Raw genomic sequence first — 25,521 nt, 5'->3', positions numbered from 1 at the left:
TTAACGTCCCTTCTTCTTGGCGTGCCGCGAGCGGATGATCAGCTTCTGGGACGCTTTGTTCTTGTTGCGGGTACGCTTACCCTTGGTGTCCTTACCCCACGGAGTAACCGGCGTACGGCCACCCGAGGTACGACCTTCACCACCACCGTGCGGGTGATCGATCGGGTTCATTGCAACACCACGAACCGACGGACGAACGCCCTTGTGGCGCATACGACCGGCTTTACCGAGGTTTTGGTTGCTGTTGTCGGGGTTGGACACGGCACCAACGGTGGCCATGCATTCCTGACGGACAAGACGCAGTTCGCCCGAGCTCAGACGGATCTGAGCGTAGCCACCATCGCGGCCAACGAATTGCGCGTAAGTACCGGCCGCACGTGCGATCTGACCGCCTTTGCCAGGCTTCATCTCGATGTTGTGGACGATGGTACCGATCGGCATGCCCGAGAACGGCATTGCGTTGCCCGGCTTGATGTCGGCTTTTGCCGACGAGATGACTTTGTCACCAACAGCCAGACGCTGCGGAGCCAGGATATATGCCTGCTCGCCGTCTTCGTATTTTACCAGTGCGATGAATGCGGTCCGGTTCGGGTCATATTCGATCCGCTCGACGGTTGCCGCGACATCAAATTTGTTCCGTTTGAAGTCAACGATCCGGTAGAGACGCTTTGCGCCACCGCCGCGGCGGCGTGAAGTGATCCGTCCGGTGTTGTTCCGGCCGCCCGATTTGGTCAAACCCTCAGTGAGAGACTTGACCGGACGTCCTTTCCAAAGCTCCGAACGGTCGATCAGCACCAGCCCGCGCTGGCCCGGCGTCGTCGGCTTGTACGACTTGAGTGCCATGCTTTCTGTCTTCCGTTTAGCAAGTGCAGGGGGTTTCCCTGCTATGTGATAGGCCCCCGTAGGTGCCAAGGGTATAGGGCCCCGAAGGTCCCCGGTTACAAACATCAGAGGCCCCGGAACGAATCCGAGGCCGCAAGATTGGGAGCGTGTAACAGGGTTGGGCGTGGGTGTCTATAGGGGTTGTGAGCAAACCCGAACAAGATAGACGTCTGCTCAATCAACACCGAACAAGCTAAAATCATATTGGGAAATTTCTCCAAAAATCTCACTTACAATATAGGGATTGCTCTCACAAACACCGCCCTCTGAAAGAAGGACCCTTACCAATACCCTGCCATCCATGAGAATTTCGACACTCGTTCCTTCTATATGTTCCCGACCAACGAATCTCTCGGTTTTTCGTCGTACATACGAGCCGGTTTTCCGCCCGTCTGCGCCCCCAGACTCAATCCACTTCGCTTCACGAATGGTCCTTTCTCCAGCAGATAAGACAACCAGAACTTTGCAGCCTTTAATATCTAGCGTCGTGCGCGCCGACGGGCTGGCCCCTAACTCAATTGCCAACGGGAACATTTGCCAAGGTATATAATCAGATGGCGTTAGCCGAACGTGACCTGCCGCATTCATTTCCTGCGACGGGATAACAGCTGCAAGCGCTTCGGATTGCGCTTTCAGCAGCGCAACGAGTCTCTGCGTGGCGCTTTGATGCTGCGCGTAAGTTTCGGAATTGATGAGATCATCAATCGTCATTCCAAGTATTGCTTGGCCGTACTCGTCAATGAGATCGAACCCCGCGTCTATGGAGCTTTGGCTGCGGGAGCCGTTCACCGAAAACGCAAGGACATTATGAGAACACCCGCGTAAATCCACCGAAGCACGCATCAAACTCCAAGAGTCGGTCTCAAAAAATCGAAAAAGGTCCGGCTTAACGCGCCCATCGGATATCCCCGTTTTCTTCAAGTCGACAGAATTGCAGAGTAACTCAGCATGTGCAGTTTCAAGAATGAAGTTCACTGAAAGAACCTGATGGTTCTTGCTACACGTCAGAAAAACAGCAGGTACAGCGCGAAGCAATGGGGCATCAAACTCTTCATTTTGAGAACTCCTTTCACACGTCCAACCCTCGGCATATGGAAGGCCAATAAATAGCTGCTCTTCCAAAATTGACGCTAGAGCAGCAGCCTCATTTGCCGCAGTCGAAACCTCGCCTCTAAAAGCAAATCCCGCTTGGCCTTCCTGCGCCATCGCGCTGTTGACCAAGCCAGATATCAAGATCAGAAACACCAAAAAAACGGACTTCAATACACTTCTCCGCACTTTGCCTGTAATCTCACGAACACAGGCTTCCTAGCAGAACCCCGCAACAAAAAAACCCCCGCTTTCGCGGGGGCCTTTATCTCTCTCCAAAGACCGTTCCGATCAGAGACCGGTACTCACGTCGATGGTGTTCCCCTCTTCCAGGGTCACATATGCTTTTTTGACGTCTTTCCGACGGCCCAGCTGGCCGCGGAACCGCTTGACCTTGCCTTTGGTCACGGTGGTGTTCACCGCTTTGACCTTCACACCAAACAGCGCCTCAACGGCCTCTTTGATCTGCGGCTTGTTGCTGTCGATCGCCACTTCAAAGACAACCGCGCCATTCTCGGATGCCATGGTCGACTTCTCAGTGATGATCGGCTTGCGGATCACGTCGTAATGTTCTGCCTTCGCGCTCATTTCAGACGAGCCTCCAGTGCTTCGACAGCCGCTTTGGTGAGCACCAGGGTGTCACGCTTGAGGATGTCATAGACGTTTGCGCCCATCGACGGCAGGATATCCAGACCTTCGATGTTCTTCGACGCTTTCAGGAACCCTTCGTTCACGGTCGCGCCGTCGATGACCAGAGCGCGTTTCCAGCCCAGGTTTGCAACCTGTTTGGCCAGAGCGGCGGTCTTGCCTTCGGCTTCGGCGTTCTCGATCACAACCAGCTCACCTGCTTTGGCTTTGGCCGACAGAGCGTGGCGCAGGCCAAGCTTGCGGAACTTCTTCGGCAGGTCGTGGCCGTGCGAACGCGGGGTCGGGCCTTTGTAGATACCACCCTTGCGGAAGATCGGCGCGTTACGATCACCATGGCGTGCGCCACCGGTGCCTTTCTGGCGATAGATCTTCTTGGTCGAATAGCTGGTTTCCGAGCGGGTCTTGACCTTGTGGGTGCCAGCCTGCGCGTTGTTGCGCTGCCAACGGACCACACGGTGCAGGATGTCCGCGCGCGGCTCGAGGCCGAACAGGTCAGCATCCAGCTCGATGTTGCCGGCTTTGCCGCCGTCCAGTTTGATTACATCAAGTTTCATGCTTCACCACCTTCCGCGGGAGCTTCTTCCGCAGGTGCTTCAGTTGCGGCACCTTTTACGGCTGCCGGGAAAGGCAGGCCTTCGGGTGCTTTCTTCTTGACGGCGTCCTTGACGGTGACCCAGCCCGATTTCGGTCCGGGAACGGCGCCTTTGATGAAGACCAGGTTCCGGTCGGCGTCGGTTTTGACGACTTCCAGGTTCTGGGTGGTTACACGGGCAGCACCCATGTGACCGGCCATCTTCTTGCCTTTGAAAACCTTGCCCGGATCCTGACACTGACCGGTCGAACCGTGCGAACGGTGGCTGATCGAAACACCGTGCGAAGCGCGCAGACCACCGAAGTTGTGGCGCTTCATCGCACCGGCAAAGCCTTTACCGATCGAGGTGCCCGAAACGTCAACTTTCTGACCTTCCAGGAAGTGTTCTGCCGAAATCTCGGCGCCCACTTCGATCAGGCCGTCTTCGGAGACGCGGAACTCGGCCAGCTTACGCTTGGGCTCAACCTTGGCAGCGGCATAGTGACCGCGCATGGCTTTCGAGGTGCGTTTTGCCTTGGCAGCACCGGCGCCCAGCTGAACGGCGGTGTAGCCGTCTTTGTCAGCGGTACGCTGTGCAACGACCTGCAGGTTGTCCAGGTGAAGAACGGTCACAGGGATCTGCTTGCCGTCTTCCATGAACAGGCGGGTCATGCCAACTTTTTTTGCGATAATACCAGAGCGCATAATCTATACCCTCCGATCTTACGACTGCAGCTTGATCTCGACGTCCACACCAGCAGCGAGGTCGAGCTTCATCAGCGCGTCAACGGTCTGGGGGGTCGGATCAACGATGTCGAGCAGACGCTTGTGCGTACGGATCTCGAACTGGTCGCGGGATTTCTTGTCAACGTGAGGGCCACGGAGAACCGTGAACTTCTCAATCTTGTTCGGCAGCGGGATCGGGCCGCGCACGTTCGCGCCGGTCCGCTTGGCAGTGTTGACGATCTCTTGCGTGCTGGCATCCAGAACGCGATAGTCAAATGCCTTCAGCCGAATACGGATGTTTTGGCTTTGCATATTAACAGCCTTTTTTAGGCGTTGAGGTTGAGAGGAGGACAGACGCGCATCGCCAACCCTCTTCGAACCCAAAAGGCGGGAATCACCCCGCCTTGACGTTCTCATTGAGAACTCGCGCGTATTAGTGGGGTTGGTGCGGTTTGGCAAGAGGCAAACGCCATAAAGACTACCCTCTTATTGATCGTCAGACATGCGGTTGCTTAACCATGGATCTTCAACCTTCATGCCTTGATAAACTGCGTGCAGGAAAAGATGAGCAATCACAGGGTCATTCGAAAACGGCGAGAACTGCAGGTTACCTTCTTTGACTTCCTCTACGGCTTCATAGACGACCTCGTCGCCCTTTACCGTCAAGAGCACTTTGAGTTCGGCCAATGTCTCTGGGTCAATCGCCGTGGGATCGTCTGACAAGATTACAAAATCTGCTACTTTCCCCATTTCAATCGAGCCTTTTTCGTTCTCCTCGAAATGCTGCCAGGCGGGCCAGATTGTCATGGCTTTCAAGGCGGTCATGACATCAACCCTTTGATGCGGGCCCAAAATGTCGCCGGACCGAGTGCGCCGGGTGACGGTTGCGGCCAGGACCCGCATACTGTCCGGAAAGGCCACCGGGGCATCATGATGCGTGCCAAACATCATGTCACGCTCGCGCAGCCACCCGGTCGGCGAGATGTTGTCCGCATTCACCGGCCCAACCGTGTGGTCCCGGTGCCAGTCGCCCCAATAGAATGTGTGCATCGGGAACAGGGATGGGAAAACACCCAACCGTTTAAAGCTTGCGACCTGATCCTCCCTTAGAAACTGCCCGTGAATAAGAACTGGGCGGTTACCGGGATCGCCATACTTGATCTGCGCTTCTTCTAAGGCCGCAATAAGCATGTCAGATGCGCCTTCGCCATTGGAATGAACGAGAATTTGGAAACCGTTCTCAAAACACCAGTTCACCGCGTCTTGGAATTGCTCCATCGTGATGGCGGCGTATCCCGCATACCCTGGAACATAGTTCCCTACCGGATCGTAATAGGGTCGATCCCTCAATGCTGTGAACCCCTGAGGCGAGCCGTCAATCGTAAGCTTGCAGCCCCCGACCCGGACACGGTTTTCATAGTTCCTAGACGTGTTCGCGCCGATGAAATCCCGCGCCTCAAGAACATCCGGAAACGCGACTACGTCAATGGGAAGCCCGTCTTCGGCGGCAACCTTCCTCAGAACCTCGACAATTTCGCCAGATGAGCGACCTTCTTGTCCGGTCGTATACCCAAATTTGGCCCAAAGCTGTGTGCCCGCTTTGGCAAATTCTGCCAGACCATCTTCACCCAGATTTCCCAACATGGGTACAAGGACCGAAAAGAATGCGTACTCTTCCAGCACACCGTTCGGCTCACCAGTCTCGTCACGTTGAATTACACCGCCCGGAGGAGCCTCGGAAGCGGCAGTGATGCCAGCCAGTTCCAAGGCTTTTGAATTCGCGACACCCAAGTGCCCGGATTGATGAACGATTATGACAGGAAATTCCTCAGAAACCTGGTCCAGCTCTTGCCGTGTTGGGTGGCGAAGCTCCTTTAGCTGGGCATTGTCGTAGCCGAAGCCAATGATCATTTTAACCTGTTCGACAGCCTGCGCATTCTCGTCGGCCCAATTTGAAAGCGTGGATTGCAGACTTGCGATATCAACCACCTCTCCATCCGGCGGCGCGAGAAGGTTCGCAGACAAAGCCTGCAAGCCCCCCATGACGACATGCCCATGGCTGTCGACGAAACCCGGAAGCATCGCCCGCCCTTCCAAGTCGAAGGTTTCGGTTGCGCTCCCTTGATGGGCCGACACATCAGAAAGCGCTCCCACCGCAAGAATGCGCCCATCTTTGACAGCGACAGCTTCGGCTGACTGAGCCGCGTCGTTCATCGTAACGATTGGTCCCCCGAGATAAATCCTATCCGCGGTTTCTTGCGAGGATGCCGAGGTAGATAAGCAAGCAACAGCCGCGACAAGACAAACTGAACGAGCCGAGAAAAGCATCTTATGACCTCTTTTTAATTGCAATTTGTTAATAAGAATGAAGCTAGCACCTCAGGTAGCTTAGGCAAAAAAGAAAAAGGCCGCCCTGTTTGGAGCGGCCTTCTTTAGTTTTATCGATGCGCCGGGCTGAAGCCCGTCCGACCGATTATTCGATGATTTTCGACACAACGCCGGCGCCAACGGTACGGCCGCCTTCACGGATGGCGAAGCGCAGGCCGTCTTCCATCGCGATCGGTGCGATCAGCTCGACGGTGAAGCCGACGTTGTCGCCGGGCATAACCATCTCGGTGCCAGCCGCCAGGGTCACGGTGCCGGTCACGTCAGTCGTACGGAAGTAGAACTGCGGACGGTAGTTCGCGAAGAACGGCGTGTGACGGCCGCCTTCTTCCTTGGTCAGGATATAGGCTTCGGCTTCGAACTTGGTGTGCGGTGTAACCGAACCCGGCTTACACAGAACCTGGCCACGCTCAACGCCGTCACGGTCGATACCGCGCAGCAGGGCGCCGATGTTGTCGCCCGCTTCACCGCGATCCAGCAGCTTGCGGAACATTTCAACACCGGTACAGGTGGTTTTCTGAGTGTCGCGGATGCCGACGATTTCGATCTCGTCGCCAACGTTGATCACGCCACGCTCGACACGACCGGTCACAACGGTACCACGACCCGAGATCGAGAACACGTCTTCAACAGGCATCAGGAACGGCTTGTCAACTTCACGCTCAGGGGTGTCGATGTAGTCGTCAACAGCCGCCATCAGCTCTTTGATCTTCTCTTCGCCGATTTCCGGGTTGTTGCCTTCCATCGCCGCCAGAGCCGAACCTGCGATGATCGGAACATCGTCGCCGGGGTAGTCGTAGCTGGACAGCAGTTCGCGAACTTCCATCTCAACCAGTTCCAGCAGCTCTTCGTCGTCAACCTGGTCAACTTTGTTCATGAACACGACCATTTTCGGGATGCCAACCTGGCGGCCCAGCAGGATGTGCTCGCGCGTTTGCGGCATCGGGCCGTCTGCGGCGTTCACAACCAGGATCGCGCCGTCCATCTGGGCAGCACCGGTGATCATGTTCTTGACGTAGTCGGCGTGGCCGGGGCAGTCAACGTGCGCATAGTGGCGGTTGTCAGTCTCGTATTCCACGTGGGCGGTCGAGATGGTGATGCCGCGCGCTTTTTCTTCCGGCGCTCCGTCAATCTGGTCATACGCTTTGAAGTCACCGAAATACTTGGTGATTGCTGCGGTCAGCGTCGTTTTACCATGGTCAACGTGGCCAATCGTGCCGATGTTGACGTGCGGTTTTGTACGCTCAAACTTTTCCTTTGCCATGATGGCCTCCTTAATTTGCGGGTGCCGGGCTAAAGCCCGGCCTACGGGTATTTGGTAGGCCGGGCCTTAGCCCGGCGCACCGTCTTATGCGTATTTCGCCTGAATCTCGTCCGAGATGTTCTGCGGAACCGGATCGTAGTGGTCGAACTGCATGGTGAACTGGGCACGGCCCGACGACATCGAACGCAGGGTGTTGATGTAGCCGAACATGTTCGCCAGCGGAACGAACGCGTCGATCGCGATCGCGTTGCCGCGCGGTTCCTGACCAGACACCTGGCCGCGACGCGAGGTCAGGTCGCCGATGATACCGCCGGTATATTCTTCCGGTGTGATCACTTCGACCTTCATGATCGGTTCCAGCAGTTTCGCGCCAGCTTTGCGCATGCCTTCACGCATACACATACGGGCCGCAATTTCGAACGCCAGAACGCTCGAGTCAACGTCGTGGAACTTACCGTCCAGCAAGGCAACCTTGAAGTCGATCACGGGGAAGCCAGCCAGCGGGCCGCTGTCCATGACCGAGTTGATGCCTTTTTCAACGCCCGGAATGTATTCCTTCGGAACGGCACCACCAACGATGCGGCTTTCGAACGAATAACCTTCGCCCGGTTCGGTCGGCTGGATTTCCAGTTTAACTTCACCGAACTGACCCGAACCACCCGACTGTTTCTTGTGGGTGTAGGTGTGCTCGACCGGCATCGAGATGGTCTCACGATAGGCCACCTGCGGCGCACCAATGTTCGCTTCAACCTTGAACTCGCGCTTCAGACGGTCAACCAGGATGTCCAGGTGAAGTTCGCCCATACCCTTCATGATGGTCTGACCCGATTCCAGATCAGTTTCCACACGGAAGGACGGGTCTTCGGCGGCCAGACGGGCCAGACCCTGAGACATCTTCTCTTGGTCGCCCTTGGTTTTGGGCTCGACCGCGATTTCGATCACCGGATCGGGGAAGGTCATGGTTTCCAGTACCACCGGCTCTTTCGCGTCACACAGTGTGTCACCGGTGGTGGTGTCTTTCAGACCCGCCAGCGCGATGATGTCGCCTGCAAACGCTTCTTCGATCTCTTCCCGGTTGTTCGAGTGCATCATCATCATACGACCGATGCGCTCTTTCTTACCTTTGGTCGAGTTCAGGATCGAGTCACCCTTGTTCATGGTGCCCGAGTAAATCCGGGTGAAGGTCAGCGAGCCAACGAAGGGGTCGTTCATGATTTTGAACGCCAGACCCGAGAACGCCATGTCGTCGTCTGCACGACGTGCGATGTTACGCTCTTCGTTTTCGTCGCCGGGGGCGAAGCCCATGTAATCAACAACGTCCAGCGGGCTGGGCAGATAGTCGATCACAGCGTTCAGCAGCGGCTGAACACCTTTGTTCTTGAACGCCGAACCACCCAGAACCGGAACAAACGCGATGTCCAGGGTCCCTTTACGCAGCAGGGCGCGCAGGGTCTCAACGTCGGGCTCATTGCCTTCCAGGTATTCCATCATCGCGTCGTCGTCCATTTCGACGGCCGCTTCGATCATCTTGCCGCGCCATTCGTCAGCCATGTCTTTCAGGCTGTCGCGGATCGGAGCTTTGATCCAGCTTGCGCCCAGATCTTCACCTTGCCACAGCCATTCTTCCATGGTGACCAGGTCGATCAGACCTTCCAGCTCGGACTCGGCGCCGATCGGAATGCCAACCGGAACAGCACGTGCACCGGTGCGGTCTTCGATCATGCGAACGCAGTTGAAGAAGTCTGCGCCGATCTTGTCCATCTTGTTGACGAAAACCATACGCGGAACCTTATAGCGGTCAGCCTGACGCCACACGGTTTCGGTCTGGGGCTCAACACCGGCGTTTGCGTCCAGAACGCAGACGGCACCGTCGAGAACCGCCAGCGAACGCTCAACTTCGATGGTGAAGTCAACGTGGCCGGGGGTGTCGATGATGTTCAGGCGGTGCTTGGGGGTATCGGCGGTTTTACCGTCTTCGGTGCGCTCCCAGAAAGTGGTAGTCGCAGCCGAAGTGATGGTGATGCCGCGTTCCTGCTCCTGCTCCATCCAGTCCATGGTGGCTGCACCATCGTGCACCTCACCGATGTTGTGGGATTTACCAGTGTAATACAGGATACGCTCCGAGCAGGTGGTCTTACCTGCGTCGATGTGCGCCATGATACCGAAGTTACGGTATAGTTCGAGCGGATATTCGCGTGCCATTTTTGATAAGCCTCTGGATTACCAACGGTAGTGGCTGAAGGCTTTGTTCGCCTCGGCCATCTTGTGGGTGTCTTCGCGCTTCTTCACGGCGGTACCGCGGGACTGTACAGCGTCCAGCAGCTCGCCGGCGAGGCGTTCTTCCATGGTGTTTTCGTTGCGACCGCGCGCAGCGGTGATCAGCCAACGGATGGCCAGTGCTTCGCGGCGTTCGGGGCGGACTTCGACCGGAACCTGATAGGTTGCACCACCAACCCGGCGCGAGCGAACCTCGACCGACGGTTTGATGTTGTCGAGCGCTTCGTGGAACACTTCGACCGGTGCGCGCTTTACCTTGTTCTCGACGCGGTCAAACGCGTTGTAAACGATGCGCTCTGCGACCGACTTCTTGCCGTCGATCATCAGGTTGTTCATGAATTTGGTCAGAACCTTGTCGCCAAATTTGGCGTCAGGCAGGACTTCGCGTTTTTCGGCGGCGTGACGACGTGACATATCAGCCTCTCCTTCTTACTTGGGACGCTTCGCGCCGTATTTCGAACGACGTTGCTTACGATCTTTGACGCCCTGAGTATCCAGAACACCGCGTAGGATGTGGTAACGCACACCGGGAAGGTCTTTCACACGGCCGCCACGGATCAGAACAACCGAGTGTTCCTGCAGGTTGTGGCTTTCACCGGGGATGTACGAGATGACCTCGAACCCGTTGGTCAGGCGCACCTTGGCAACCTTACGCATAGCCGAGTTCGGCTTTTTCGGTGTGGTGGTATACACACGTGTGCAGACGCCGCGTTTCTGCGGGCATTGCTCCAGGTGCATGGACTTCGAGCGTTTTACTTTGGGCTGCCGCGGCTTGCGGATCAGCTGTTGAATAGTTGGCATTCCGGTTTCTTCCCCGTTTTGCAACACACATGACATGCACGCGCATTGCGTGCGGTTAAACTTTGCTGCACTCATGCGTCCACAAGCGCAAAACCCGCGAGCGTTCCCATTCCGAGGTGAACGTCGCGGTTGGTTATCAGAGGGCGCGAACGGCAAAATTGTCCGGACCTTGACCAGTTCATTACTGAAATCGGTTATGGGGCGGCCCCCGGTACCGAGATGACGCGCGTAATAGGGGGAGTCGGCCCAAGTGTCAACAGCACACCTGATCTGGTGCCCGACTGACGGCTTCGCCTTGAATTATCGCAGTTTGCCCAGCACTTCCAGCACATCAGGCGTTGCGAGTTTCGGGTCGTGTGGGCATAGTCCCCGGCAACGCCCCGCCTCATGGATGAAACATGCAAGTTATCGGCTTGTGCCGCTTTTCTTACCCTGCTTATGGCGGCTTTCAGATCGAACATGAAACGATCGAAGAGCGCCGCGCCTATCTCTATAACCCCGCTCGTCTGGAAGAGCGGTTTCGCCTGTTCGAAACAACCACCCTGCCCTGTTTCAAAGAACAGACCGACGAGGATTTTCAACTGCTGGTCGTGATAGGTGATTGCCTGCCCAAGCCCGCCTTTGACCGGCTTCACGATTTGACGACGGGTATGAAGCAAATCAGGATCATCGCCCGAGAGCCCAAGCGACAGCGCCTCGTCATGAAAGAAGTTCTGAACGCCGCACGTGAAAACCCCGATGCGCCTTGTCTGCAATTCCGTCATGACGACGACGATGCAGTATCCGTTGATTTCGTCGAACGGCTGCGAATTGCCCTGCAGGACGGCAAAGGGCTGATTGAAAAGAATAAAACTGTCGCAATCGACTACAACAGCGGATTTCTTGCACGGTTCGGTCCCAATGGGATTTTGGCAGCGCCGAAGTTTCAGCCTTTGCTCGGTGTGGGTTTGGGCATGTATGTGCGCGGCGGGTGTGACCTGACGATCATGAATTTCTCTCATTACCGGATGGGGAATTTCATGCCGGTGATCAGCTATCCCGATGCGCCAATGTGGGTACGCACACTGAACCAGTTCAACGACTCACCCCACGCCCGCAAAAACAGCGCCGAGTTACTGCCCCTTACCCCGGAACAGGAAGGCGAGTTTATCGCGCGTTTCGCGATTGAACAGGACGCTGTCCGGCGCGTTCACGGAACAGCGTAAACAGACCCGCGCCAACGACAAGCACTGCGCCCAGCATTGTAATTGCGTCCGGCCAGTCACCGAACACCACCCAACCCAGCCCCAGTGCCCAGATCAGGCTGGAATAGCGGAAAGGTGCGATAAAACCCACATCCCCTTCGCGCATCACCATAACGCTGAACAGGTATCCCATCAGAACAAACACGGCGGCGGAGGCGACCAATATACCCGCCTCGGTCGGCACGGGCTGCCATCCCGTTACAAACGTGGCGACACTTGCAGCCAACGTAATCGTCACAGTCGTTGCGAGTGTCACAACAAGCGAAGGCACATGGCTGGACATCCGTCGTGTGATCAAGTCCCGTGCAGTCACCGAAGCCACCGCAATCAGCGCATAAATTGAGAAAACGCTAAAACCCTCGGGGCCGGGCCGCACGATCAACAACATGCCGACAAAGCCCATCCCGATCGCAACGACCCGTCGCCAACCGATATATTCGCGGAAAAAAAGCGCAGCCCCCAGTGTTACAGTCAGCGGCAAGGCCTGAAGGACTGCCGTCACATTCGCCAGCGGCATGTGCAGAAGCGCCGTCAAAAAGAAGAATGTGGCCGACAGTTCGGCCAGGCATCGCGCGGCGACAAGCCATTTGTCATGGCGCGGAAAATTCAGATGCAGGGCCCCAAAATGGCGAACCAGCAGGAAAACAAGTACCGTCGCCAGAACACCCCGCATTGCCACCATCTGAAACAAAGGAACCTCGGCCCCTGCAACCTTTACCAAGGTATCGTTGATGGTAAACGCAGCCATGCTGCCCATCATCAACAGGGCGCCTTTCATGTTTGGGGTCATTGAAACAAAACTCGAATATCGTCCTGCACATTCGCGCGGACGAAGCATGACAAGTCAATACTCGACCCCGAAACGCAAAATTGTCATTTTGTATAAAATACTGAAATTAAAAATTATTTTTGAGATTACTATTTTTTCCGAGACTATTTTCGAGAAAGACCCTCAACGTTTCAGGCAATAACCGCATCACCACCAATCCATAGCGTATCGGCAAAAGGTGCGTTTAATGTATTCGCGCTCGATTTTCTGGTCTTAACCCTCAGCGCTTGGCACCCATCATCCGGCGAAGGCGACGGCTTTGACCAAAAGAAAAGGCCCCACGTTTCCGCAGGGCCTGTTCATTGTTCTAAAGGTTCGCTTATTCGCGGCTTTCCGGAGTGTCGACCACCACGTCCAGCTCATCACCAACCATGTCGTCGTCAATGACCGGAGCGGCAAGGGCAGCGGCGGCTTCGGCCTCTTCCCGGCGGGCTTCGATGACCACGTTGTCACGCGATTGCGCAACCTGACGCACGGCCTGGGTCGCACCACCGGTACCGGCGGGGATCAGACGACCGACGATGACGTTTTCTTTCAGGCCAACCAGTTTGTCTTTCTTACCCTGAACCGACGCTTCGGTCAGCACACGGGTGGTTTCCTGGAACGACGCCGCCGAGATGAACGAACGCGTTTGCAGCGAGGCTTTGGTGATCCCCAGAAGGATCGGCTCGCCCTGTGCCGGACGACCACCGCGCGCGATGGTCTTCTCGTTGGCTGCGTCGAACTCTTGCTTGTCGACATGTTCGCCTTTCAGCAGGGTGGTATCGCCTGAATCCAGGATCTCCCACTTCTGCAGCATCTGGCGCACGATAACTTCGATGTGCTTGTCGTTGATCTTCACGCCCTGCAAGCGATAGACGTCCTGCACCTCGTCGATCATGTAATCCGCCAGCGCTTCGACACCCATGATGGACAGGATGTCATGCGGAGCCGGATTACCGTCCATCAGGTATTCACCCTTCTGGATGAAATCCCCTTCGGCGACCGGGATGTGCTTGCCCTTGGGTACCATGTATTCGATGGTCTCCATGGACTCGTCAGCCGGTTCGATGCTGATGCGGCGCTTGTTCTTGTAGTCGCGGCCAAAGCGTACGTAACCATCGGCTTCTGCGATGATCGCGTGATCTTTCGGACGGCGGGCTTCGAACAGTTCGGCCACACGCGGCAGACCACCGGTGATGTCCTTGGTCTTGGCACCTTCACGCGGGATACGCGCGACAACGTCACCAGCTTCGATTTGCTGACCGTCTTCAACTGACAGGATCGCATCCACCGACATCGGATAGTGAACCGGGTTGCCCGCGTCGTTGCGGACCGGCTCGCCATCTTCACCGACCAGAATGATCTCGGGCTTGAGATCGCTGCCTTTAGGGGCAGCGCGCCAGTCGATCACGATCTTCTGGGTCATACCGGTTGCTTCGTCGGTCTCGTCGCGGACAGCAAGGCCCGAAACAAGGTCAACGTATTTCGCAGTACCGGCTTTCTCGGCGATGATCGGCAGGGTGTAGGGATCCCACTCGAACAGCTTGTCGCCACGGGCAACGGTTGCGCCATCCTTGACGAACAGCTTGGAGCCATAGCCCAGCTTGAAGCTGGCACGCTCTTCGCCGTGTTCGTCGTTGATCACCAGCTTCATGTTCCGGCCCATGACCAGGCTTTCGCCTGCGGCATTGACCAGAATCTGCGGGTTTTCGAACGCGACAACGCCTTCCTGGTTGGCTTCCTGGAACGACTGCTGACCACCTTGCGCAACACCACCGATGTGGAAGGTCCGCATGGTCAGCTGTGTACCGGGTTCACCGATCGACTGCGCGGCGATGATGCCAACAGCTTCACCCGTGTTCACCATGGTACCGCGAGCCAGGTCACGACCGTAGCAGGTTGCACAAACGCCTTCCTCGGACTCACAGGTCAGAGGCGAGCGGATGCGCATCGAGGCAACGCCAGCTTCGTCAATGGTGTCAGCCATACGTTCGTCGATCAGCTGCCCGGCTGCCACGATCACCTCATCGGTGCCCGGACGCAGAACATCGTCTGCGGCCACACGGCCCAGCACGCGTTCGGCCAGCGAGGCGACAACCTCACCATCGTTCACGGCTGCTTCGGCAGTGATCGCACGCTCGGTGCCACAGTCGATCTCACGAACGATACAGTCTTGCGCCACGTCCACCAGACGACGGGTCAGGTAACCCGAGTTCGCCGTCTTCAGAGCGGTATCCGACAGACCTTTACGGGCACCGTGGGTCGAGTTGAAGTACTCGAGAACGGTCAGACCTTCTTTAAAGTTCGAGATGATCGGCGTTTCGATGATGTCGCCGTTGGGCTTGGCCATCAGGCCGCGCATACCACCCAGCTGTTTCATCTGAGTGACCGAGCCACGCGCACCCGAGTGTGCCATCATGTAGACCGAGTTCGGTTCCTGTTCAGACCCATCCTCTGCCCGATCCGAGGATGAGATTGTGCTCATCATCGCGTCGGTCACCCGGTCGTTACACTTCGACCAGGCATCGACAACTTTGTTGTACTTTTCGCCCTGAGTGATCAGGCCGTCCATGTACTGCTGTTCAAAGTCTTTCACCTGATCGCGGGTGTCATCGACGATGCCCCACTTATCGCCCGGAATGACCATGTCGTCCTTACCGAACGAGATGCCCGCCTTGAACGCTTCTTTGAAGCCCATCGACATGATCTGGTCACAGAAGATAACCGACTCTTTCTGACCGCAGTAACGGTAGACGGTGTCGATCACCTGCTGCACTTCTTTCTTCCGCAGCAGGCGGTTGACCAGCTCGAACGGCGCTTTGTTGTTCATCGGCAGCAACGCACCCAGACGCAGACGGCCCGGAGTGGTCTCGTAACGCTTCTGAACTTCGTTGCCTTCGTCGTCGATCTGCGTGATCCGCGCGGTGATCTTGGTGTGCAGGTGCACTTCACCGGCGTCCAGCGCGTGCTGAACTTCTTCGATCGAACCAAAGACCTTGCCTTCACCCGGCATGCCTTCGCGTTCCAGGGTCACATAGTAGAGACCCAGGATCATATCCTGCGACGGAACGATGATCGGCGCGCCGTTTGCAGGCGACAGAACGTTGTTCGTTGACATCATCAGAACACGGGCTTCCAACTGCGCCTCAAGGCTCAGAGGCACGTGAACCGCCATCTGGTCACCATCGAAGTCGGCGTTAAAGGCCGAACAGACCAGCGGGTGCAACTGGATGGCTTTGCCTTCGATCAGAACCGGTTCGAACGCCTGAATGCCAAGACGGTGCAGCGTAGGCGCACGGTTCAGCATGACAGGGTGTTCGCGGATCACTTCGTCGAGGATATCCCACACTTCGGGACGCTCTTTCTCAACCAGTTTCTTCGCCTGTTTCACGGTCGAAGACAGACCCTTGGCTTCGAGGCGCGAATAGATAAATGGCTTGAACAGCTCCAGCGCCATCTTCTTGGGCAGACCACACTGGTGCAACTTCAGCTCGGGACCGGTCACGATGACCGAACGACCCGAGAAGTCGACGCGCTTACCCAGAAGGTTCTGACGGAAGCGACCCTGCTTACCTTTCAGCATGTCCGACAGCGATTTCAGCGGACGCTTGTTGGCGCCGGTGATCACGCGGCCGCGACGGCCGTTGTCGAACAGAGCATCTACGGATTCCTGCAGCATCCGCTTTTCGTTGCGGACGATGATGTCAGGTGCACGCAGTTCGATCAGACGCTTCAGACGGTTGTTCCGGTTGATGACGCGGCGATACAGATCGTTCAGATCCGAAGTCGCGAAACGGCCACCATCCAGCGGAACCAGCGGACGCAGTTCCGGCGGAATGACCGGGATCACGGTCATCACCATCCATTCGGGCCGGTTGCCCGACTCGAGGAAGGATTCAACAACCTTCAAACGCTTGATGATCTTCTTGGGCTTCAGCTCGCCGGTAGCTTCTGCCAGATCAGCGCGCAACTGCTCGGCTTCGGCTTCCAGATCGATCTGCGCCAGCATCTCACGGATAGCTTCGGCACCGATATTCGCGGTGAACGCGTCCATGCCATAGGCATCCTGCGCGTCCATGTACTCTTCTTCGGTCAGCATCTGGCCGTAGGTCAGGTCAGTCAAACCGGGCTCGATGACGACGTAGTTTTCAAAGTACAGAACGCGTTCCAGATCGCGCAGCGTCATGTCCAGCATCAGACCGATGCGGGACGGCAGCGATTTCAGGAACCAGATATGTGCAACGGGCGCAGCCAGTTCGATATGGCCCATACGCTCGCGGCGGACTTTCTGCAGGGTGACTTCCACACCGCATTTCTCGCAGACAACGCCGCGATACTTCATCCGCTTATATTTGCCGCACAGACATTCGTAGTCTTTGATCGGGCCAAAGATCCGCGCGCAGAACAGGCCGTCACGTTCAGGCTTGAACGTCCGGTAGTTGATGGTTTCGGGCTTCTTGATCTCGCCATAGGACCAAGACAGGATCCGCTCGGGCGACGCCAGTGAGACCTTGATCTCGTCAAAGACCTTCGGGGGCGTCAGCGGGTTGAACGGGTTGTTGGTGATTTCCTGGTTCATTTGTTACCTCAAATCTTGCGGAAGGGGGGACGGGAGAAAGGGCAGCGCCCTTACTCCTCAACCTCCGCATCCAGGAGTTCCATATTCAGGCCGAGGCCACGGACTTCTTTAACCAGAACGTTGAATGATTCCGGTACGCCCGCTTCAAAGTTATCCTCGCCCTTGACGATCGACTCATAGACCTTGGTCCGGCCGGCGACGTCATCCGATTTCACGGTGAGCATCTCCTGCAGGGTGTAGGCGGCGCCGTAAGCTTCAAGAGCCCAGACCTCCATCTCACCAAAGCGCTGACCACCGAACTGCGCCTTACCACCCAGCGGCTGCTGAGTAACCAGGCTGTAGGGCCCGGTCGAACGCGCGTGGATCTTGTCGTCCACAAGGTGGTGCAGTTTCAGCAAGTACTTGATGCCCACGGTCACCGGACGTGCGAATTGCTCACCGGTACGACCGTCGAACAGAACCGACTGACCGCTTTCCGAGAAGCCCGCACGCACCAGCGCGTCGTTGACGTCTGCTTCCTTGGCACCGTCAAAGACCGGGGTTGCGATCGGAACACCACGGGTCACGTTACCCGCAGCCTCGATCAGGCCATCCTCGTCCAGACCGGTGATGCCTTCTTCGTAGACATTCTCGCCATAGGCCAGCTTCATCGCTTCGCGCACCGGGGTCAGGTCGCCGGACCGGCGGTACTCACCCAGAGCGTCGTCGATGTTCAAACCCAGACCGCGCGCGGCCCAACCCATGTGGGTTTCAAGGATCTGACCTACGTTCATACGCGAAGGCACACCCAGCGGGTTCAGACAGAAGTCAACCGGGGTACCATCGGCCAGGAACGGCATGTCTTCCATCGGAACAACCTTGGAGATCACACCTTTGTTCCCGTGACGACCGGCCATCTTGTCGCCCGGCTGCAGCTTGCGCTTCACGGCGATGAAGACTTTGACCATCTTCATCACACCCGGGGGCAGGTCGTCGCCACGGCGGACTTTCTCGACCTTGTCCTCGAAACGGGCGTCAAGAGCACGTTTTTGCACTTCGTACTGCTCGTTCAGGGCCTCGACGATCTGTGCGTCCTGCTCGCCTTCCAGCGCCAGCTGCCACCACTGACCACGGGTCAGGGTTTCCAGCAGATCCTCGGTGATCACCGACCCTGCCTTGACGCCTTTCGGGCCTTTGACAGCGGTTTTACCAAGGATCAGACCTTGCAGACGCGCATAGATGTTGCGGTCAAGGATCGCCAGCTCGTCGTCCCGGTCACGGGCCAGACGTTCGACTTCCTCGCGCTCGATCTGCAACGCACGCTCGTCTTTCTCGACGCCGTGACGGTTGAAGACGCGGACCTCAACGACCGTACCGTAATCGCCCGGCTTCACGCGCAGCGAGGTGTCGCGCACGTCAGATGCTTTCTCACCAAAGATGGCGCGCAGCAGCTTTTCTTCCGGGGTCATCGGGCTTTCGCCCTTCGGAGTGATCTTGCCGACCAGAATATCGCCCGGCTCAACATCCGCGCCGATGTAAACGATGCCCGCCTCGTCGAGGTTACGCAGCGCTTCTTCACCGACGTTCGGGATGTCGCGGGTGATCTCTTCCGGGCCCAGCTTGGTGTCACGGGCGGCGACTTCAAATTCCTCGATATGGACCGAGGTGAAGACGTCATCACGCGCGATACGTTCCGAGATCAGGATCGAGTCTTCATAGTTGTAACCGTTCCACGGCATGAACGCGACGACCACGTTCTTACCAAGGGCCAGTTCACCCATATCGGTCGACGGACCATCGGCAATGACCTCGCCCTTCTGGACGGTGTCACCCACCTTGATCAGCGGACGCTGGTTGATGCAGGTGTTCTGGTTCGAACGCTGGAACTTGCGCAGACGATAGATGTCTACGCCAGCGTCGCCCAGTTCCAGATCTTCGGTGGCGCGGATAACGATACGCTGGGCATCGACCTGGTCGATGATACCGGCGCGTTTCGCCTGAATTGCAGCGCCCGAGTCGATCGCAACCTTTTCCTCGATGCCGGTACCGACCAGCGGCGCTTCGGCGCGCAGCAGCGGAACCGCCTGACGTTGCATGTTCGAGCCCATCAGAGCGCGGTTGGCGTCGTCATTTTCAAGGAACGGGATCAGCGATGCAGCGACCGAGACCAGCTGTTTCGGCGACACGTCGATCAGGTCAACATTCTCACGCGGGGCAAGAGTGTAGTCACCCGCCTGACGGGTCGAGACCAGATCGTTGATGAACTTGCCATCAGCATCCAGCGTCGCGTTCGCCTGCGCCACAGTGTGACGCATTTCCTCGGTCGCGGACATGTAGTGAACCTCATCGGTCACCTCGGCGTCTTTGACGACGCGATACGGTGTTTCGATGAAGCCATACTTGTTCACGCGGGCGAAGGTGGCCAGCGAGTTGATCAGACCGATGTTCGGACCTTCAGGCGTTTCAATCGGGCACATCCGGCCGTAGTGGGTCGGGTGTACGTCACGCACCTCAAAGCCCGCACGCTCACGCGTCAGACCACCGGGGCCAAGCGCCGAGAGGCGGCGTTTGTGGGTGACTTCCGACAGCGGGTTGGTCTGGTCCATGAACTGCGACAGCTGCGACGAGCCGAAGAATTCGCGGACGGCAGCCGCAGCCGGTTTCGCGTTGATCAAGTCTTGCGGCATGACGGTGTCAATCTCGACCGACGACATACGCTCTTTGATCGCGCGCTCCATGCGCAGCAGGCCAACGCGGTACTGGTTTTCCATCAGTTCGCCGACCGAACGCACACGACGGTTGCCGAGGTGGTCGATATCGTCCACGTCGCCTTTGCCGTCGCGCAGTTCAACCAGCGCCTTGATGCAGGCCACGATGTCTTCGCGGCGCAGGGTGCGCAGGGTGTCCGGCGCGTCTAGGGCCAGACGCATGTTCATCTTAACGCGACCAACGGCAGACAGGTCATAACGCTCGCTGTCGAAGAACAACGTGTCGAACAGGGCCGAGGCCGCTTCGACGGTGGGCGGCTCACCCGGGCGCATGACGCGGTAGATGTCCATCAGAGCACTTTCACGGTTCAGGTTCTTGTCCTGAGCCATGGTGTTACGCATGTAGGGGCCAACGTTGACGTTGTCGATGTCCAGAACCGGAATATCGGTGATGCCCGCATCCATCAATTCTTTGACAGAACCACCAATAAGATCGCCGTCCTTGTCATATTCCAGGGTCAGCTCATCACCGGCCTCTACATAGATCGCCCCGTTTTCTTCGTTGATGATGTCCTTGGCGACAAACTTGCCGACGATGTGGTCAAACGGAACCAACAGGTCGGTGACAGTGCCTTCGTCGATCAGTTTCTTGACCGCACGCGGGGTGACTTTCTTGCCCGCTTCGGCAATCACTTCGCCGGATTTCGCGTCGATCAGATCATATGTCGGACGGGTACCACGCACGCGCTCGGGGAAGAACGGTGTGACCCATCCCTTCTTCTTGTCCAGCTTGTAGGACACGGTCTCGTAATACGCGTCCATGATGGCTTCCTGGTCCAGACCCAGCGCATAGAGCAGGGTTGTCACAGGCAGTTTGCGGCGACGGTCGATACGGGCGAACACGATGTCCTTGGCGTCGAACTCAAAGTCCAGCCAGCTGCCGCGATACGGGATGATGCGGCAGGCAAACAACAGCTTGCCCGAGGAATGGGTCTTGCCCTTGTCGTGGTCAAAGAAAACACCGGGCGAACGGTGCATCTGGCTGACGATCACACGCTCGGTGCCGTTCACGATGAACGTACCGTTCGGCGTCATCAGAGGCATGTCGCCCATGAACACGTCCTGTTCCTTGATGTCCTTGACCGATTTCGCGCCGGTGTCCTCATCGACATCAAACACGATCAGACGCAGAGTCACCTTCAGCGGCGCGCTGTAGGTCATGTCGCGCTGCATGCACTCTTCGACGTCATATTTGGGTTTTTCCAGATCGTATTTCACGAACTCCAGAACAGAGGTTTCGTTGAAATCCTTGATCGGGAAAACCGACTGGAACACGCCTTTGATGCCTTCGCCGTCAGTGGGCTGCTCTGCATCGCCGGAGCGCAGGAAAAGATCATAAGAAGATTTCTGGACCTCAATGAGGTTCGGCATTTCCAAAACTTCACGGATTTTGCCGTAATATTTACGAAGACGTTTCTGGCCAAGGAACGTTTGAGCCATGTCAGATGTCACCTTTCGATGTTCTCAGCGGGCAAAGACACCGTCGGGCCCCGGCATCTTGCACATTCGAGACGACACGTCCGGATCAATTCATGGCCACCGTCCCGAAGGCAGCCTCCCGATCCAAGAACCGCGTCTTAGAAAACGCCCCAAAGTTGAGGCCCTTTCTAAGACAGGTTCGGCTGGACCCGGATTTCTCCGGACCCAGCCAAATTTTCGACGCATCAGCGATGCGCCATTGGACTGACTTAGGCCAGTTCGACCTCGGCGCCAGCTGCTTCCAGCTTGCCTTTGATCTCTTCGGCTTCTGCTTTGTCGACGCCTTCTTTGATCTTGCCGCCAGCTTCGACCAGTTCCTTGGCTTCTTTCAGGCCCAGACCGGTGATGCCGCGAACTTCTTTGATCACGTTGATTTTCGAAGCGCCGGCGTTCTTCAGAACGACGTCGAATTCGGTTTTTTCCTCAGCAGCTGCACCGCCGGCGTCGCCAGCTGCACCTGCGACCATTACGGCGCCGCCAGCTGCGGGCTCGATGCCGTACTCGTCTTTGAGGATGGTTTTCAGTTCTTGTGCTTCCAGCAGGGTCAGACCCACGATGCTTTCTGCCAGTGCTTTCAGATCAGCCATTGTATTAGCTCTTTCCGTTTTACAGTGTGTGTTCCAACGTCAGGGTATTCACCCCACGCAGATCATTCAGTGCCAACCGCTTACGCAGCTTCCGCCTTCTCTTCGATGGTGGAAAGGATGCTTGCGATGTTGCTTGCAGGTGCGCCAATTGCACCGGCGATGTTCGAAGCAGGCGCGCCAAGCATACCAGCGATCGTAGCAATAAGCTCTTCACGCGACGGCATTTTCGACACGGCTGTAACACCAGCCCGGTCCAGAGCGTTCTCGCCCATTGCACCGCCAAGAATTTCGAACTTTTGGTTCTCTTTGGCGAAGTCCTCGGCCACCTTGGCTGCTGCCACGGGGTCCTCGGAATAGGTCAGAACGGTCATACCCGTCAGCAGGTCACCAATGCTTTCACATGGCTTTCCGTCGAGGGCGATTTTGGCAAGCCTGTTCTTGGCAACACGCACGGCACCACCCGCGTCACGAGCACGTGCGCGAAGGTCCTGCATCTCGGCAACTGTCAGACCGGCGTAATGGGCTACCACTACGACGCCAGAGCTTTCGAAGATTTGGCCGAGTTCCTCGACCACTTTCTCTTTCTGGGCTCTATCCACAGTTCTCTCCAAGTTTGGGATGTTGGACATCCCGGCTCATATTTGCCGAGGGTGAAACCCCGGCGTTCAGGTCCGTTGTTACGGGATTGGCCAAAATGCGCCCGAGGATCGCGACCCTCAGAATTCTTTGGTCTTACCCGTCTCAGGCAGGAGATTAAGGGGCCGAATGGCACCACCCACCGTCTTGGACGAAACGAAATAAAGCGCACGACGAATCGCACGCTTTACTCCGCAAGTCTTATTAGGGCAGTTGGATGGGGTTTCCAAGGGGTAAATTGCGAATTTGGCCACGCCATTTTGCACCCCAGTTCGAACCCACCAGAACCCATCCAACTGTACGGATTTCATAGCGTTTTCCGCCAACCGGCAACAAAACCTATTTCTTGCCGTTGACACGCAAATCCCGCTGCGTTCCAGTCCGGTGAAAGGCACATCACCAAGGACATGGCCCGTTGGCTACTTCTCTTCCGCTCTCGGATCAAGAACATGACCGGGTCACCGCATTTATTGACGAGTTTTCCAATGCGGTCCTGCACGCCCCAGTGACACAGTATGACTGTATCTACCGGTCGCACGCCTTCGCAGAGTCTCGGGCCGTTCTGGTTCTGCGCTCGACAGCGGGATCCTTCGCCCTCAAGATCGACACCGAGTCTCCGGCTACCGGTCGGCTGAAAGACGAATTCGAGTTATTGGTTGACCTGTCCCGATACTTTGAACGCACAGACTCGTCCCGTGTCGTGCAGCCTGTCTACCTATCGCCCGGAGGGGCCTTTCTGGTCACAGAGTTCATCGACAGGCCCACTGCCGTTGATCTGATTTATAACAGCAAGGACGATAACCAAGTGGCGCAGGTCTATCGTCGGGCGGGGTCCTGGCTCAGTGATTTTCACAGCCGCCTGGCGCCTGTCAACTATGGGTTCCGCCCAAAATGGATGATTGACAGCATTTGCGATCTTGCAGCGATGGTCCCGGATGACATCGCGCAGAAAAGCCGGAAAATGATTGATGCCATGGTGACCGACGGCGAACGCCTTAAGGGGATCGAGGACCTGAGGGTCTTTTCACACGGTGATTTTCACGGGCAGAACCTGATTATCGGACAAGGCAAAACTCACGGTCTGGACTTTACTGAGGTATGCGAAAAACTGGCCGTCTACGACATCGTCGACTTTCTCAAGGCTGATATCTTTCGGGATGGTCCAGCCAGCGAGGTGGACCAAAGCGGTATTCTGCGGCGAAACAAGCAAATGTTCCTGCGCCGCTACCGCCTGCCGATTGACACCGATATCCTCGATTTCTGCATTCGTGGTCGATTGCTCAAAGACTGGCTAGACTATTGGTGCACTGACTTTACCTGCAGCGCGTTCGAAGAGTTTCGGCGCACGCGTCTGGAAATGCGACTGGATATCGCCTTTGACGCCGCAAACTAGACTGTGGAACGAAAAAGCCCGAACAGTTTGCACTGCCCGGGCTTAATACTTTTTGCTTCTCGTTAAGGCTTATTCGCCCGCAGCAGCCGCCACATCCAGAGTCACACCCGGGCCCATGGTCGAGCTCAGCGCGATTTTCTTCATGTAGGTGCCTTTGGCGCCCGACGGCTTGGCCTTGGCGACAGCCGAGACAAAGGCACGGACGTTTTCAACCAGCTTGGCTTCGTCGAACGACGCTTTGCCAACGCCAGCGTGCACAACGCCGCCTTTTTCCGCCTTGAACTGAACTTCACCGCCCTTGGCTGCTTCCACGGCCGCTTTCACGTCCATGGTCACAGTGCCAACTTTGGGGTTCGGCATCAAGTTGCGGGGGCCCAGAACCTTACCCAGACGGCCAACGATCGGCATCATGTCCGGGGTGGCAATGCAACGATCAAATTCGATGGTGCCGCCCTGAATGGTTTCCATCAGGTCTTCTGCGCCAACGATATCCGCGCCTGCTTCTTTCGCTTCGTCCGCCTTCGGGCCACGAGCGAATACAGCGACGCGCATCGCTTTGCCGGTGCCGTTGGGCAGGCCGACAACGCCACGAACCATCTGGTCTGCGTGACGGGTGTCAACGCCCAGGTTCAGAGCGATTTCGATGGTCTCGTCGAATTTCGAGGTCGCGTTGCCTTTTACCAGAGCAACAGCTTCTTCGATCGACAGGTTTTCCTTGCCAGCGACAGCTTCGCGCGCAGCGCGGGTACGTTTACCAAGTTTTGCCATCTTACTTCACCTCGATGCCCATAGAGCGGGCCGAGCCCAGGATGATCTGCATTGCGCCTTCGACGTCGTTGGCGTTCAGATCTTTCATTTTGGCTTCGGCGATTTCGCGAACCTGCTTGGTGGTCACGGTTGCCACGGTCTCACGACCTGGGTTTTCCGCGCCACGGGGGCGGTTACGCTTGCCAACCGGCTTCAGACCAGCTGCTTTTTTCAGGTAATAAGACGCGGGCGGCGTCTTGATGTCCATGGTGAAGGACTTGTCCTGATAATAGGTAATCACGGTCGGGCAAGGGGCGCCTTGCTCCATGTCTGCGGTCTTGGCGTTGAACGCCTTGCAGAATTCCATGATGTTGATGCCGCGCTGACCCAGCGCCGGACCAACTGGCGGCGACGGGTTTGCCTGACCTGCAGGAACCTGCAGTTTCATTGTACCAGCAAGCTTCTTGGCCATTTGGTTTTCCTTTCAACTCGGGCGAAACGCGTTTCACCCAGATTATGTTGCGTGGTCCGATCCGGGATCGCGATCCCAGCAACCTCCCACGAGAGAATCTCGCCCGAAGACGATAGAGGCGGCGTTTACAGCGGAATGTGGGGGTTGGCAAGGGGTGCAAACCCACCAACAGATAAGCTTTCG

20 protein-coding genes are annotated in these 25,521 nt (G+C 56.9%); 2 read left to right on the top strand and 18 right to left on the bottom strand.

Annotated elements, in window-relative coordinates; genetic code table 11:
- The 11 genes from rplB to rpsL all read right to left on the bottom strand — a co-directional run bounded on the left by rplB (position 1) and on the right by rpsL (position 10,643).
- Complete coding sequence (gene rplB, locus GOV87_RS06190) at positions 1-843, bottom strand: 50S ribosomal protein L2 (RefSeq protein WP_171211194.1); 843 nt, start codon at positions 841-843, stop codon at positions 1-3.
- Positions 844-1,056: 213 nt separating this feature from the next.
- Positions 1,057-2,145 carry a hypothetical protein gene (locus tag GOV87_RS06185; protein WP_171211193.1) on the bottom strand — a complete coding sequence of 363 codons (1,089 nt, stop codon included), beginning with the start codon at positions 2,143-2,145 and terminating at the stop codon, positions 1,057-1,059.
- 117 nt (positions 2,146-2,262) lie between these two features.
- Positions 2,263-2,559, bottom strand: a complete 297-nt coding sequence (locus GOV87_RS06180; protein WP_008757532.1) for a 50S ribosomal protein L23 — start codon at positions 2,557-2,559, stop codon at positions 2,263-2,265.
- Positions 2,556-3,173 carry a 50S ribosomal protein L4 gene (rplD, locus tag GOV87_RS06175; RefSeq protein WP_170694153.1) on the bottom strand — a complete coding sequence of 206 codons (618 nt, stop codon included), beginning with the start codon at positions 3,171-3,173 and terminating at the stop codon, positions 2,556-2,558. The genes GOV87_RS06180 and rplD overlap by 4 nt, the downstream gene beginning before the upstream one ends.
- Positions 3,170-3,895, bottom strand: a complete 726-nt coding sequence (rplC, locus tag GOV87_RS06170) for a 50S ribosomal protein L3 (protein WP_171126011.1) — start codon at positions 3,893-3,895, stop codon at positions 3,170-3,172. Before rplC ends, rplD begins: the two co-directional genes overlap by 4 nt.
- An 18-nt stretch (positions 3,896-3,913) precedes the next feature.
- Positions 3,914-4,228 (bottom strand): 30S ribosomal protein S10, encoded by a 315-nt coding sequence (rpsJ, locus tag GOV87_RS06165; protein ID WP_008756422.1) that lies wholly within the window; start codon positions 4,226-4,228, stop codon positions 3,914-3,916.
- 174 nt (positions 4,229-4,402) lie between these two features.
- The gene (locus GOV87_RS06160; RefSeq protein WP_371813467.1) at positions 4,403-6,130 is read right to left on the bottom strand and encodes an amidohydrolase; all 1,728 of its coding nucleotides are present in this window, start codon (positions 6,128-6,130) and stop codon (positions 4,403-4,405) included.
- A gap of 259 nt (positions 6,131-6,389) precedes the next feature.
- Positions 6,390-7,565: an elongation factor Tu gene (gene tuf / locus GOV87_RS06155; RefSeq protein WP_170337277.1), complete on the bottom strand. Its 1,176-nt coding sequence runs from the start codon at positions 7,563-7,565 to the stop codon at positions 6,390-6,392.
- An 84-nt stretch (positions 7,566-7,649) separates the two neighbouring features.
- Positions 7,650-9,767 carry an elongation factor G gene (gene fusA / locus GOV87_RS06150; protein ID WP_171124295.1) on the bottom strand — a complete coding sequence of 706 codons (2,118 nt, stop codon included), beginning with the start codon at positions 9,765-9,767 and terminating at the stop codon, positions 7,650-7,652.
- 18 nt (positions 9,768-9,785) lie between these two features.
- On the bottom strand, positions 9,786-10,256 hold the full coding sequence (gene rpsG, locus GOV87_RS06145) for a 30S ribosomal protein S7 (protein ID WP_010441203.1): 471 nt from the start codon (positions 10,254-10,256) through the stop codon (positions 9,786-9,788).
- Between the two features lie 15 nt (positions 10,257-10,271).
- Positions 10,272-10,643, bottom strand: coding sequence for a 30S ribosomal protein S12 (gene rpsL / locus GOV87_RS06140; RefSeq protein ID WP_005621086.1), 372 nt, complete (start codon positions 10,641-10,643; stop codon positions 10,272-10,274).
- Between the two features lie 398 nt (positions 10,644-11,041).
- On the opposite strand from rpsL, the gene GOV87_RS06135 reads away from it, so the two are divergent.
- A complete protein-coding gene (locus tag GOV87_RS06135) occupies positions 11,042-11,848 on the top strand; it encodes a putative rhamnosyl transferase (protein WP_171211191.1) in 807 nt (268 codons plus the stop codon).
- On the opposite strand, the gene GOV87_RS06130 is transcribed toward GOV87_RS06135, so the two are convergent.
- From GOV87_RS06130 to rplJ, 5 genes are all read right to left on the bottom strand, one after another.
- Positions 11,790-12,677, bottom strand: coding sequence for a DMT family transporter (locus tag GOV87_RS06130; protein ID WP_171211190.1), 888 nt, complete (start codon positions 12,675-12,677; stop codon positions 11,790-11,792). The genes GOV87_RS06135 and GOV87_RS06130 overlap by 59 nt on opposite strands.
- A gap of 358 nt (positions 12,678-13,035) precedes the next feature.
- Entirely contained in the window at positions 13,036-17,277 is a 4,242-nt protein-coding gene (rpoC, locus tag GOV87_RS06125) for a DNA-directed RNA polymerase subunit beta' (RefSeq protein ID WP_171211189.1), read from the bottom strand.
- Between the two features lie 50 nt (positions 17,278-17,327).
- Positions 17,328-21,464 (bottom strand): DNA-directed RNA polymerase subunit beta, encoded by a 4,137-nt coding sequence (gene rpoB / locus GOV87_RS06120; protein ID WP_171211188.1) that lies wholly within the window; start codon positions 21,462-21,464, stop codon positions 17,328-17,330.
- Between the two features lie 248 nt (positions 21,465-21,712).
- Entirely contained in the window at positions 21,713-22,090 is a 378-nt protein-coding gene (rplL, locus tag GOV87_RS06115; RefSeq protein WP_170485701.1) for a 50S ribosomal protein L7/L12, read from the bottom strand.
- Between the two features lie 80 nt (positions 22,091-22,170).
- Complete coding sequence (rplJ, locus tag GOV87_RS06110) at positions 22,171-22,689, bottom strand: 50S ribosomal protein L10 (protein ID WP_170355300.1); 519 nt, start codon at positions 22,687-22,689, stop codon at positions 22,171-22,173.
- A gap of 452 nt (positions 22,690-23,141) precedes the next feature.
- Between rplJ and GOV87_RS06105 the strand changes: the two genes are divergently transcribed.
- A complete protein-coding gene (locus GOV87_RS06105) occupies positions 23,142-24,119 on the top strand; it encodes a phosphotransferase (RefSeq protein ID WP_171211187.1) in 978 nt (325 codons plus the stop codon).
- A gap of 69 nt (positions 24,120-24,188) precedes the next feature.
- Here the strand turns inward: GOV87_RS06105 and rplA are convergent, their stop codons facing one another.
- Together rplA and rplK are read right to left on the bottom strand one after the other, a co-directional pair.
- Complete coding sequence (rplA, locus tag GOV87_RS06100; RefSeq protein ID WP_171124308.1) at positions 24,189-24,887, bottom strand: 50S ribosomal protein L1; 699 nt, start codon at positions 24,885-24,887, stop codon at positions 24,189-24,191.
- A gap of 1 nt (position 24,888) precedes the next feature.
- A complete protein-coding gene (gene rplK / locus GOV87_RS06095; RefSeq protein WP_113791694.1) occupies positions 24,889-25,338 on the bottom strand; it encodes a 50S ribosomal protein L11 in 450 nt (149 codons plus the stop codon).
- Positions 25,339-25,521 lie beyond the last annotated feature (183 nt).

Source organism: Ruegeria sp. HKCCA5426, from assembly GCF_013034585.1.
Taxonomy (GTDB): Bacteria; Pseudomonadota; Alphaproteobacteria; order Rhodobacterales; family Rhodobacteraceae; genus Ruegeria.
The sequence above is the reverse complement of the archived record's forward strand: the minus strand, read 5'-3'. Positions and strand labels throughout refer to the sequence as shown.